Origin of the sequence: Gemmata algarum (genome assembly GCF_034097035.1) — a bacterium.
In the GTDB taxonomy this organism is placed as follows: domain Bacteria; phylum Planctomycetota; class Planctomycetia; order Gemmatales; family Gemmataceae; genus Gemmata; species Gemmata algarum.
Window position 1 is genome coordinate 58,847 of record NZ_JAXBLV010000002.1, and the last position, 13,027, is coordinate 71,873.

Below are 13,027 nucleotides of genomic sequence, written 5' to 3' on the forward strand. Positions count from 1 at the left end.
AATCGGTATCAGGCCCACCGCCGTTCCTCACGCGGCCTTCCACGGCGCGCGGCCCTCCAGCCACAGCGCCTCCAGTTGCCGCTTATCGCGGAGCGTGTCCATGCACTGCCAGAACTTGTCGTGCTTGTACGCGGCGAGCTGGCCGTCCCGCACGAGCCGCGGGAGCACGTCGTGCTCGAAGCTCTCGGCGTCGCCGCCGATGTAGTCGAGCACCTGTGGCTCGGCCACGAAGAACCCGCCGTTGATCCACCCCTCGCCGGTCTGCGGCTTCTCGGTGAAGCACCGCACCAGGTCGCCGTCGAACTCCAGCCCGCCGAACCGGGCCGGCGGGCGGACCGCCGTCACCGTGGCGAGCTTGCCGGTCGAGCGGTGGAACCGCAGCAGCGCCTGCACGTCCACGTCGCTGACGCCGTCGCCGTAGGTGAGCATGAACGTCTCGTCCCGCAGCCACGGCGCGACGCGCCGCACCCGCCCGCCGGTGTTGGTGTGCAGCCCGGTGTCGACGAGGTGAACGGTCCAGTCCACGCCGGCGGCCTCGTGGTGCGTGACCTCCCCGCGGGCCAGGTTCACGGACAGGCTGCCGGTGAACCGCGCGTACTCCACGAAGAACTGCTTGATCACGTCGCTCTTGTACCCGAGCGCCACCACGAACTCCGTGACCCAGTGGGCCGCGTAGTGGCTCATGATGTGCCAGAGGATGGGGCGCCCCCCGATCTCCACCATCGGCTTGGGCCGCGTCTCCGTTTCCTCGGCGAGCCGGGTGCCGAGACCGCCGGCGAGAATGACCGCGCGCATGGGTCCTCCGTCCTCCCTGACGGAAGTATTTCGTCTGCGGGGGGGCGGGGACTTTACCCGCTCTGCCCCGGCGCCCGCAAGCCCGACTCGGAAACCGGTGAGAACGGCCGTCCCGCGTTTCGCCGGGGCGGTCCTGGTAAAACCACCGCGAGTGGCCCCGGTCGCTCCAACCCACTCGCGATCCCGTTGCCCATGTTAGATAATCGTTGGTTGCGTTATTGTTGCGCACTTCGTTTAGATTCGGTGCGAGACGCCGGAGAGCCGGGCACGCCCGCTCGCACAGTTGCGAGCCCGGGTCCAGTGAGCAACGGACGGAAATGATATTCAATCTAATTGAAGAGTAACTGCTTCCTGTAGCTAGCTTTTGTGAGCCCGGTGCGACATAGCTGATTCACGAACTGACTGTTGTTGCCCATTTTGATTTTTGCCTTTGTGGCACAGGCGTTCTTGTATGTGCCACAAAAAACAGCTGCGCGAACTGGGAACGACTGGAGTCGGTATGAGAGGCGCCGCGACCCGCGCTTCGTCCCGGGAAACAGTTGTTACCCCGGACGCCGGGCCGCCTCCGCTTCTGATACACGTACCCGGCGGTATGGCTGCTTTCTTGACGGCCGCGGCCGTCAGGAAAGCGACGCCGCAAATGGGTTCATGTGTGAGACTATTTCTTGTCGTGTGTGACGGATCGCAGCACACTCGTTCGGGAGGTCGTGATGGTGGTTTTGACGCACCCGACACCGGGCGCGTACCAGTTCGTTTCCGGGGGCCGCTTGAACTCCGTGTCTCCGTCACTGGCCGCCCACAGCAGCTCTTGAACCACCGGGACCGCGTGGAAGCGGCCGGCGGGCACCTCCACCCACTCGGGCTTCCCGACGGTGTGCCGGAACTTCTGCTCTTCGTCTTGCACCGAAGTGGTGCTTTCCCACTGTTCACCGGGCCGGATCGGCAACTTCAGGAGCCACAGCGGGGGATCGACCTTGCACCCGCCGTACTCGACAAGCGCGAGCCCGCGGTCCGATGCGCTGAGTTTCTGAAGGGCCGCAGGCTCGCGCTGGCCGGCGATGAAATCCAGGGTCACCAAGTGCCCCTCGCGCTGCTCGTCGGCGGCGGTGATGATCACGGTCGTCTCCTCCGGAGCCGTCCAACTGTATTTGTGGTCCCATACGAACCGGGTGCCGGGCGTCCTGGCGTGATAAACCGGTGGCGCCTTCGACATCAGGTGCGTCGGTACCGGGGCCGCCCCGGCCGACAGCGCCGCAGCGACGGTCGCGAGAATCACGAGCGCTCGGAGCACGGCAAGTCCTCCCGATACGCGGTGCGCGCACTTCGCACGATAGGGCGCACCGGGTGCTTGAGTTCTCAAGGTTACCCGAAGGAGCGGGCGGCGCGAAGGGGACGTGGATCGCTTGGGATGATGGCTGTGTGGTGGGCGCCGGCGTCGCAACTCCGCCGCCCGGGTCGATAATCCTTATCGTTACATCGCCCGGTGCGGAGAGACGATGACGGGCGGGATGCGAGTGACGCTGAACAACGTGCGGGAAGGCGCCCAACACGCGCTTGCCGAGTTCGGTGGCGCCGACCCGTCCGTACTGCCCGAGAAACTCGCCGATTACTTGTCCGGCGGGAGCGCGACCGGCACCGCGTACTGCATTCCGGTGCTCAACCCCCGGGCGGGCGCCCGGGGCGCTCGGGTGAGGCCCGGTGCTGCACGCTTTCACCGTCGTCAGACTCGACCGGCTGCCCGGGGAAGGCCAAGGTGGACTCGATCGCCGTTTCGCGTTCGCCGACGGCGCACCAGCGTAATGCGTGCGGCCCGCTCGCGGAACGAGCGGGCCGCACGGAAGGCCAGAAACGAAGTGTAGTGTCGTCAGAGCCTATCGCTGAGAACTTCCCGTCACATGTCCGCTCGTCGAAAGCCGTAAAGCCACAAATTCATTAGATGAAAATGCTTGTGACTTTACGACTTGTTGACCTGACGACTTCTGACCTCATCCCACGTAGACGCCGCCCGTGAGGCTTGGGGCGCCGGCCAGTAGGCTCAGCTCCTGCACGCCGTTCACGAACCCTTTCACGTGGGGGCCGGCGCCCGGGCCGGCGCCGGTCAGCACGTACGTCTTGTTGCCGATCACGCCGACGCCCACGCGGACCCCGCCCGTGAAGCCACTGTCGTACGCAAAGAAGCTCTGCTGCTGCGCCCCGGTCCGGCCGCTGAACACCTTCACGTGCGGGGCCGCGCCCGCGCCCGCGCCGGTCACGATGTCCGCCCGCCCGTCCCCGTCCAGGTCGCCCGCCGCCACGTACACCCCGCCGGTAAATGCGTCGTACGCGAAGAAGCTGCGCAGCACCGACCCGTCCTTGCCGCTGAACACCTTCACGTGCCCCACCGCGCCCGCGCCGTTGCCGGTCACGATGTCGTCGAACCCGTCGCCGTCCACGTCCGCCACCGACACGCGGACGCCGCCCCGGAAGCCCGCGTCGTAGGCCAGGAAGCTCCGCAGCAGTGACCCGTCCTTGCCGCTGAACACCTTCACGTGCGGGGCCGCGCCCGCGTCGGCCGACACCACGATGTCGTCGAACCCGTCCCCGTTCACGTCCCCGGTCGCCACGAACACACCGCCGGTGAACCCGTCGAACGCCAGGAAGCTGCGGATCAGCGTGCCGTCGGGCGAGAACACCTTCACGTGCCCGCCGGGCGCCCCGGCGCCCGCGCCGGTGACCGTGTCCGACCGGCCGTCGCCGTTCACGTCCCCCGACGCCACCCGGATCTCACCACCGAACCCCGCGAACGCCACGACCTCCTGCCCCGGCGCCCCCGTCACCGGGTCCACCAGGCGCACCGTACCCGCGGTGCCGCCGCCGCTGCTCACGCTCACCACCGTTGACGTGGCCGTGTCGTCGTTGATGATGGTGCCGATCCCCCGGAGCCCGAACAGGGTCGCGTTCACCGGGTTCGAGAGCACCACCGCGAACGTTTCGTTGGCTTCCGCCAGCGTGTCCCCGTTCACCAGCACGGTGATGGTCTTCGAGGTCTCGCCCGGGGCGAACGTCAGCGTGCCCGAGGCCGCCACGTAGTCGCTGCCGGCCACCGCCGTCTCGTCGACCGTCGCGTAGTTGATCGTGACCGTCTGGGCGCTCGGCTTTTCCAAGGTCACCGTGAAGGTCACCGCGCGGGTGCCCTCGTTGCCCTCGACGGTCGTCGCGCCGCTGATCGAGGCCACCGAGGGCAGTGTGGTGATGACCACGTCGTTACCGTCGCCCCCGGCGTAGGTGATCGTGAAGCCCACGCCGTTGGAGAAGAACGTCGCGCCTTCGGCCAGGCCCAGGAACGTGCCCACCACCGGGTCGGAGCCGTCGTTGCTGATGAGCGTGTAACTGGTGCTCGCGGCCGGGATGAACCCGAGCGTCACCGCCAGCGTCGCAGCGGTCAGTGTGACCGTTCCCGTCACGTCCACCCGGTCGTTCGGATCGACGGGCGTGGCGGGGGCGTTCTCCACCAGTTCGACGCCGAGCGTCGAGCCGAGAGCCAGGTTCAGGTTGCCCGTCGCGAGCAGCCCCGGGGTCCCGCCCGGGGCCAGCGTGCCGCCGCTCGCCACCGAAACCGCCGGGAGGTCGCCGGTGCCGCCCAGAACCGCACCGCTCGCCACCTGGAACCCGGAACTGCTGCTGAAATTGCCGTCGATCAGCAGCGTGCCCGCCGCGACCGTGGTCGCGCCTGTGTAGGACGAACTGGTCGACAGTGTCAACGTGCCGGCCCCCGTTTTGGTCAGGCCGCCGGGGGCCGAGATCACACCGGAGAGCTCGACGGCGAGCGCGTTGTCGATCGTCGCGGTGCCCCCGCCGATTGCGATGGGGTTGTTGATGTTGGTCGTCCCGGTGATTTGGAACGTGCTGCCGGGGCTCAAGACGATCGGACCGGTTCCGAGGTTCGCGTCGGTCGCGACGCTCAACGTGCCGCCGAGAACCGTGGTGTTCCCGTAGGTGTTGGTGCCGGAGAGGGTGAACGTGCCGGTGCCGTTCTTGAACACGGTGCCGGTGCCGCTGACGGCGCCACTCAGGGTCGTGCTGCCGTTGTTGCCGCCGGTGGTGAGGTTGAACGCGCCGAGGGACACGGCGCCGGAACCGGCCAGCGAGCCGATCGTCTCGTCCGCGCTCAGGGCGAGGGTGGCGCCGCCGGCGACGGTGACGGCCACCGCGTCGTTCAGGGCGGCCCCGCCGGCGAGGGTGAGCGTGCCGCCGTTGAGCGCGACCGGGCCGGTGAACGTGTTGGCCCCGGACAGGGTCAGGGTACCGCCGTCGAACTTGTTGATCCCGCGTGCGCCGCCGGTCTGGGAGATGACTCCGGAGAGGGTGACCGCGGTGGCCGGCGGGACGACGATGGTGCTGAGGGCGGCGTTGAGGGTGATGGCGTTGGCGACGGTCCGGTCCGCGTCGAAGCTCAGGGTGCCGCCGCCGAGCGTCAGCGCGCCGGAGCCGAGGGCGCTGTCGTTGGCGACGACCAGCGCGCCGGCGGTGACGGTGGTGCCGCCGGTGTAGCCGCTGTTGGTGCCCGAGAGGGTGAACGTGCCGGTGCCCGTCTTGACCAGATTGCCGCTGCCGGTGATCGTGCCGCTGAAGGTCGTGCTGCCGTTGTTGCCCCCGGTCGTCAGGGTGGATGTGCCCAGGCTGATCGTGCCGCCACCGGTCAACGATCCGATGGTCTCGTCGGCGCCGTCCAGGACGAAGTTCGCCCCGCTGGCCACGGTCACCGCCGCCGTGTCTGCAAGAGATTCGGGGGAGACGATGGTGAAGGTGCCGGCGCTGATCGTCACCGCTCCCGTGAGCGTGCTGCTTGCGTTGAGTATGAAATCCCCGGCGCCGGTCTTCGATATGCTCCCGGCGCCGTTGATGTTCAATGAAATCGTGGTAGAGCCTGAAGCGGCCGAGTCCGTGAGCGCAGCATCCAGAGTGACATCATTACCGATCAGCGTGTAGCCATCGCCCTGGATCTGGATGTCATTGAGGGAAAGCGTGCCCGCTTGGTAGTTGTTGTTGGTTAGCCCGGTCACCCCGGTCGGGAAGATCAGCGTGTCCCCTGTAACCGGCGCGACGTTTCCGGACCAGTTGCCGCTGTTCGACCAGAGCAGGTTCCCGCCTGTGCCGGTCCAGGTGAGCGTTGCGGGAACGGACCGGTCCTCCAGGGCCGTCAGTTGCAGCCACGGGCGCGCCCCGATGCGAGTACGGGGCGTGAACGTGTCGCGGAACCGGCGTGAGAGGGTCGAGAACAGCATTACGGCTTACCTCATGAGGTCGGACAGCGGTGCGTGGAACGTTCCCGGCCCCGCGAGCGAGGTGGCATGAGCGGGGTTCGGGATGGGCAAACGGATGAGCCCTCGACGCGGGGCCGGGGGCGGGCGATCGGTCAGGTCGCATTGGGCGCGAGTCGCGGAACCATTTGCCAGTGCGTGTCGGCATTTTTCCGGACAAAAGCGGAGTGACTTTTGGTCGGAAAGTAATAGCAACCGCAGTTAACGTTAGACGGAAAAAGGCGCAGTTCAAGTAGTTTGGGGTATTTAAGAAGTATCGGCCTGACTGAATGGGCCGTATTTTGCTGTTGGGAGCAGTGCGGCAATTGTAACGCTGCTACGTACACGACCTTGATAGACCGGTCAGTACCCTAAAGGCGCCTGACTGCCGGATGATCCCATTAGATCGTGGCTTTGGTTGTCTATCAAATGCGATTTCTGTCTCCCGTGTATCTGGGACAGTCGCAGCGAACGGCGCGCCACTGGTGTACTGTTCTCGCACGAAATATCAGCAAATTCGGTGCAATGCTCGAATTCGCCATTCCCACTCGGTGAGCTCATCAGTTACAGGCCTGTCATCAGGTAGTAAGGAGCGTTGCAAGTGGACCATTGCGCAACCGCGTAGGGCAGTGTTGTGCGGATCTTTGCCGCGCGTTGACCCTGATTGAGAAGGGTGTGTTTCGGGTTCATTGCCGCTCCGCTGGGGCCGGTACGGGACGTTCGATACCGGTTCGCTGGTCACGAGCTGGTACATCGCTACCCGCGAATCACGCGCGGCAAGCACGGCTTTCAGTCGCAGCAAAAGACCGAGGTAACGCGGCGGAGGGCGGAATGAACGCGGCAAACTGTTTATGGGATGGCTCTTGCGGCGATTCGCATCGCGCCGCAGGTTCCGCCGTAGGGGCCAAAATTCCGTGCCCACTGCTCCGCCCGATGCCGGAGGTGAGCGCGGCAAACTTCTGGTAGCGATGTGGAGGGGAATAGTGGTGGGGTATTACCGGATTTGCGAAGCGAACGGTTGCGGTCTTGCCCGGTACTCGAACGGTGAAACGGCCGCTTCGATTCGCCCGGCGCCTCTTGCGGGGAATGCGGTTCCGTGAATGATGGTGGCTCCCGCACGTTCCGGAGAGACCCTCATGCGCTATTGCGCTGTCCTGCTGGCGTTCCTGCTTGTTACGGCCCCGGCGCGGGCCGCCGGGTTCGACCCCAAGATCATCGACGATGTGGCGGAGAAGGCGCTCAAGGAGTTCTCCGCGCCCGGGTGCGCGGTGGTGGTGGTGAAGGACGGCGAGGTGGTCTATCTGAAAGGGTTCGGCGTGCGCGAGAAGGGCGCGGACGCCAAGGTCACGCCCGACACGGTGTTCCCGATCGCGTCGTGCTCGAAGGCGTTCACCGCCACGCTCCTGGCGATGCTGGCCGACGACGGGAAGCTGAAGTGGGACGACAAGGTGCGCGACCACCTCGATTACTTCCGGCTCTCGGACGAACTGGCGGACCGCGACGTGACGCTCCGGGACCTGCTGTGTCACCGCACCGGGATGCCCCGGCACGACCTGCTGTGGGCCGCGCTCAGCACCGACGGCGCCGACGTGATCAAGCGGTGGGGGAGGGCGGCGCCCTCGACCTCGTTCCGCTCGAAGTGGGAGTACGCGAACGTCCCGTTCACGACGGCCGGGGTGATCGCCGGGCGGCACGAGAAGGGCACCTGGGCGGACGCGGTGAAGGCCCGCATCTTCGCCCCGCTCGGGATGACGAGCACCAGCGCCACCTGGAAGGAGGGCCGCGGGCGGCCGGACCACGCCACCCCGCACTACTACGGGCTGGACAAGTCGGTGTCGGCGGTCGGGTGGGACGAGATCGACCACGCGGGCGGGGCCGGGTGCGTGAACAGCTCGGCGCGCGACCTGGCGGCGTGGCTGCGGTTCCAGCTCGCGGGCGGCAAGTTCGACGGGCGCCGGCTGCTCACCGAGCGGGCGCTGAAGGAGACGCACACCCCGCAGATGCTGCTGATCCCGGAGGGGCCGTTCGCGGTCTACCTGCCGCCGAAGGTCACGCGGTTCGCGAGCTACGGGCTGGGCTGGTTCGTTCACGACTACCGCGGCGTCACGTGCGTGTCGCACGGCGGCACGCTCACCGGGTTCCGCGCCCAGTGCATGCTCGTTCCCGAGAAAAAGGTCGGGGTGATGGTGCTGTGCAACCTGCGCCCGTCGCTGGTGTGCGAGGCGGTGGCCAAGACCGCCCTCGACGCGCTGCTCGAACTGCCCGCGGAGGACTGGGTTGCGTTCCACAAGACGCAACTGGCGCTGACGGACTTCAACACCGCCGCGGCGAAGCAGCGGCGCGAAACCGCCCGCAAGCGGGATACGAAGCCGAGCCTGGAACTGTCGCGGTTCGTTGGGGGCTACGAGGAACGCGCGTACGGTCGCGCGGAGGTGACGGTCGAGGGCGACAAACTGCACGTGAAGTGGGGGCGGTACACGTTCCGCGCGGAGCACTACCACTTCGACACGTTCACGCTGGTCCCCGTCGAGCCGAAGGGCGACATCGTCTCGCTGGACCGCAGCACGTTCGAGGTACAGTTCCGGCTGGGTACGAACGGCGAGGTGGAGGGGATGAAGTTTCTCGAACAGGAGTTCCGCCGCTCGCAGAAATAGCGCGTCCGGGGCGCGTCGGCTGAGATTGCGACCCGCGCGCGTTCGGTGGTATTGGTTGGTTTTCTAGGATCGCCGCGCAGGGATCGCCGTTGAACGCACCATCCGGGCTCACGATCACCGCCACCGACCTCGGGGAGTACGTCCGCCACCACTCCTGCGATCGCCGGTTTCACCTCGCGGTCCACGCCGCGCGCGAGACGGAACCGCTCCCGTTCTTCGACCGGCTGCGCACCGACCTCGACCCGGTGCTGGCCGAACTCGGGCGCCAGCGCGAGAACCAGTGGGAAGCGGAGCTGACCGCCGCGGGGTTTCGCGACCTGGCCGCGCCGCTTCCGAAAGGGAAGCGGGATGAGGTGACCTGGGCCGCCATTGCGGCGGTGCTGGAAGCGCTCCCGCCCGGCGCGTCGGGGTACGCGCGCCAGGTGGCCGTCGGGGGCACCGTCGGCGCGTTCCGCGTGTACGGGCTCATCGACTTCATGCTCGTGAAGTGGACCAGCGCCGGCCCGGTGCTGGTGCTGGTGGAGTGCAAAGCCAGCCGCCGCGACCGCACCTACCACCGCGTGCAGGTGACCGCGTACCGGGTGCTGCTCCGCGGGCTGCTCGGCGGCCGACCGGTGGTGATCGGCGGCGCGGCGGTGGCGCCCGAGGCGATCGAGTGCGTGGTCGCGCGCCTCGACCCCGAACGCAACACCACGCAGTCCATCCTCGCGCTCCCGGCGCTCGACCTGGCGCACGAAGAGGCGGACCTCGTGCGCCTGCTGGCGCCGGGCGGGCGGCTCGATTCCGCGGCGTCGCACTCGCTCGCGGAGCTGGGGTTCCAGATCGATACCAAGTGCGACGGCTGCACGTTCGCCCCGCACTGCATGGCCGAAAGCGCGCGGTTGCGCCAGGTGGAGCTGCTCGGCATCGACCCCGTGACCACGCGATTGCTCCGCGGCGCCGGGCTGGGCACCCTCGACCAGCTCGCCAACCCGCCGATGTTCGAGCCGAAGATCGAGGCGCTGGCCCGCGATCCGGGGTTCACGGAAAGCCTGGACGTGCTCCGCCTGCGCGCCCGCGCGCGACTGCACACGCTGCCCGTTCTCCCCGGCACGCGCCCGGTGCCGAGTTCCGGAGTCGAGCCGGTTCCGAACACCGGCGTCGGGCACCTGCCGCCGCACGAGGCGAACGGCACGCGGCTCCTGCGCGTGTATCTGGCGGTCGATTACGACTACACCGAGAACCGGGTCGGGGCGCTGGCCGCGCACGTCACCCGCGGCCCCCAGCGCATCGACACGCCGTTCGCCGACGGCGCGCCGGTTCCGGGTGTTCAGGAGCTGACCGAGAGCGGAAAGGACCGCTTCGGGAAGCCGGTTCACGAGTACCGCCCGCTCCACGGTGAGGGCGAGGTGGTGGAGTTCCAACCGGTCCCGTGGAGCGGAACGGACTACGCGGCCGACACCGCCGCCGAGGGCGAGCTGATCCGCCGGTTCTTCGACCGGCTCGCGGGGGTGATCGCCCGGGTGGCCGGGGGCGAGCCGACGCCGGTTCACTTTTACGTGTGGTCGCGGTCGGACGTGCGCTACCTCATTGAGGGGTGCTGCCGGGCGGGGCCGGAACTGCTCGGGCCGGTGCGCCAGTTGTTCGGCTGCCGCGAGGGGTTGGAACAGCAGATGTACTCGGCCGTTCGCGAAGAGGTGAACCGCCGGTACGCGCTCGGCTGGACCGGGCGCGGGCTGGGCGTGGTCGCTTCGCTGGAGTGGTCCGGGCGCCGGTTCCACTGGACGCGCGCGGTGAACGGCGCGGCGTGCGACCTGTCCCGGGTGTTCGCGCAAGGCATCTTCGACTTCGTGGCCGATCTCGACATCGCCCCCAACGGCGACTGGACCGCAGAAGGGAGTGGGGCGAAGCACACCTTTGAAGTGCGCGCCCGGTTCGGCGACGGGCTACCGGCGCCGTACTGGCACGCCGTCTGGGGCACACTGCCCGACAGCGACCCGCGGGCGCAAGAGGCGGTTACGCGCTACCGCGTGGCCGGGGCGCCGGGGCTGCTCGAAGCGTACCTGCTGGCCCGCGTACAGGCGCTCCGCTGGCTCGAAGAGGGCATCGGGCCGAAGAACCCGGGGATCGAGAAGGCGCCGCTCGACCCGAAGGCGCTGCCGGCGTTCAAACTCGGCCGCGACGGGGTGGCCCGCGCCGCCACGGACTTCCTCCGGCTCGACCAGCACGTGCGGCGCTCGGACTGGGTGGCGATGCACCTCGTGCCGCCGATCGGGCGTGTGCCGGCCGGCCGCACGCTCCCGCTCAAGCAGGTGAAGGTGGGTGCGGACAAGAGCACGATCACGGGCGTGATCGAACTGTTCGCGTTCGGCGGGCTGAAACTCGCGGACCTCGAAGCCCGGTGCCAGTTCGGGCCGGGCGCGTTCGCGCGCCTCTCGCCCTGGAACGGCGACCCGAAGCAGGGCCAAGCGGTCGCGCAGCTCACTTCGGCGGTCGGGCGCACCTGTGTGGTGCGTGACGTGAACTGGAAGACCGGGCAGGTCACGCTCGACGCGATGTACGCCGAGGAGGACCGTTACCTGCTGTCGAGCGGGGCGAGCAAGAAGGCCGAGGTGCTGTTCGACCGCGGGTACGCGACGCTCGACGAGAACGTGTCGGACTACGTCGCGGGGCGGGTGGACGAGCGGCTCCAGCGCCCGAGCCACGTGTACGCGTGGTTCGACCCGGTGGACCCGCGCCCGCCGGTCGTGCCGCCGCTTCCGGACGCGGAATCCGCCGCGCTTCAGAAGCTGCTGGATACGTTCTTGCTCCCGCCCGGGGGAATGTACCCGGCGTCGCCCGACCAGGCGCGTGCGGCGGTGGACGGCCTTTCGACGCGAGTGCAATTGATCCAGGGGCCGCCGGGGACTGGGAAGACTACCACGACCGCTCTGGCGGTGCTCCTGCGGGTGCTGGTCGCGGGGCGCCCCGGAGATGTCGTGCTGCTGTCGGCACACACGCACACCGCGCTCGACAACCTGCTCGAGCGCATCGACCGCTACCTCGAACCGTTCCGCACCCACGCCGCGGGCGCCGGGCTCCGGCTCCTTCCGGTACGGTTGGTCAAGGTTCACACCAACGACCCGAGCCAGCACATCGCGGGCGGGGCGGTGGAGAACATTCCGGCTGCTCTGCTGGGCACCAAGAAGAAGCTGACGGAGCTGTCGGCGGGCGGCGTAGCGGTGATCGGCGGGACGACGGCGGGGCTGCTGAAGCTTGCGCCGCTGGTGGAGAAGCTCAAGACCTACAACGGCGGGGAAGGGCTTCAGACATCGCTGCTCGTGGTCGATGAGGCGTCGATGATGGTGTTCCCGCACTTCCTCGCGCTCGCCACGCTGGTGGCCCCGAAGGGGCAGATTCTGCTCGCCGGCGATCACCGCCAACTGGCGCCGATCACGGCGCACGACTGGGAGGCCGAGGACCGCCCGCCCGCGGTGCTGTACCAGCCGTTCGCCAGTGCCTACGACGCGGTCCGGCGGATCATCGACGCTCACGTGCCGGCGGGCGGCGCGATGTGGTCCGGGCTGCGGCTCACGTTCCGGCTTCCGCCCGTCGTGCGCGAGCTGATCGGGCGCATCTACCGCAAGGACCGCATCGAACTCGCGGGGTTGCCACGCGCGCCCGTTGCCGGCGCAGAGGGGTGCGGGGGCGTGTGGTCGGAGGTGTGGCGCTGGAACGTGGGGCTGTTCCTCGCGATCCACGACGAGGCCGGTTCGCGGCGCAGCAACCAGGTTGAAGTTTCCGCGATCGAGGCGCTACTGGCTGCGGCGCCGCCACTGCCGGCGGGTTCGGTGGCGGTCATCACTCCGCACCGGGCACAGCGGAGCCTGCTGGCGACGCGACTGGCGGCGCACACGGCGCCGGGCGGCGCGGTCGGGGTGATCGACACCGTGGAACGGCTCCAGGGCGGCGAGCGCCCGACGGTGATTGTGTCTGGCACGGTGAGCGACCCCACCGCGGTCGCGGCCAACGCGGGGTTCGTGCTGAACCTGAACCGGGCGAACGTGGCGTTCTCGCGCGTTCAGGACCGGCTCGTGGTATTGTGTTCGCGGGCGCTGCTGGACCACATCCCGGCGGAGGTGGAGCACTACGAGTCGGCGGCGCTGTGGAAGGCGCTGCGCGACCTGTGCAGCGAACTCGTGGGCGGGGTGGAGGTGTGCGGGCACGGGCTCAAGCTGTACCGCCCGCCGGCGGGGGCCACGCCGGTGTGATGGGCTGGTGGCACAGGGCTTCCGCCCTGTGCTACGTCCGCCGGCCCCTCCGGGGCGGAGAACAAGTTGA

The 13,027-nt window shown here is 68.4% G+C and carries 5 protein-coding genes; 2 read left to right on the top strand and 3 right to left on the bottom strand.

The window, feature by feature from the left end:
* Positions 1-27: 27 nt before the first annotated feature.
* The 3 genes from rfbF to R5W23_RS01470 form a co-directional block, all read right to left on the bottom strand.
* Positions 28-795, bottom strand: a complete 768-nt coding sequence (rfbF, locus tag R5W23_RS01460) for a glucose-1-phosphate cytidylyltransferase (RefSeq protein WP_320684796.1) — start codon at positions 793-795, stop codon at positions 28-30.
* 658 nt (positions 796-1,453) lie between these two features.
* Positions 1,454-2,086, bottom strand: a complete 633-nt coding sequence (locus tag R5W23_RS01465) for a hypothetical protein (RefSeq protein WP_320684797.1) — start codon at positions 2,084-2,086, stop codon at positions 1,454-1,456.
* Between the two features lie 694 nt (positions 2,087-2,780).
* Positions 2,781-6,059 carry an autotransporter-associated beta strand repeat-containing protein gene (locus tag R5W23_RS01470; protein WP_320684798.1) on the bottom strand — a complete coding sequence of 1,093 codons (3,279 nt, stop codon included), beginning with the start codon at positions 6,057-6,059 and terminating at the stop codon, positions 2,781-2,783.
* Between the two features lie 1,151 nt (positions 6,060-7,210).
* Between R5W23_RS01470 and R5W23_RS01475 the strand changes: the two genes are divergently transcribed.
* Both R5W23_RS01475 and R5W23_RS01480 read left to right on the top strand, forming a co-directional pair.
* Positions 7,211-8,728: a serine hydrolase gene (locus R5W23_RS01475; protein ID WP_320684799.1), complete on the top strand. Its 1,518-nt coding sequence runs from the start codon at positions 7,211-7,213 to the stop codon at positions 8,726-8,728.
* A gap of 89 nt (positions 8,729-8,817) precedes the next feature.
* Complete coding sequence (locus R5W23_RS01480; RefSeq protein WP_320684800.1) at positions 8,818-12,957, top strand: AAA domain-containing protein; 4,140 nt, start codon at positions 8,818-8,820, stop codon at positions 12,955-12,957.
* The last annotated feature ends 70 nt before the right edge of the window (positions 12,958-13,027 follow it).

Excerpts from the sequence above, each read along its gene's own strand:
- rfbF (WP_320684796.1), bottom strand. The coding sequence starts at position 795 with ATGCGCGCGGTCATTCTCGCCGGCGGTCTCGGCACCCGGCTCGCCGAG.
- R5W23_RS01470 (WP_320684798.1), bottom strand. The coding sequence starts at position 6,059 with ATGCTGTTCTCGACCCTCTCACGCCGGTTCCGCGACACGTTCACGCCC.
- R5W23_RS01475 (WP_320684799.1), top strand. The coding sequence starts at position 7,211 with ATGCGCTATTGCGCTGTCCTGCTGGCGTTCCTGCTTGTTACGGCCCCG.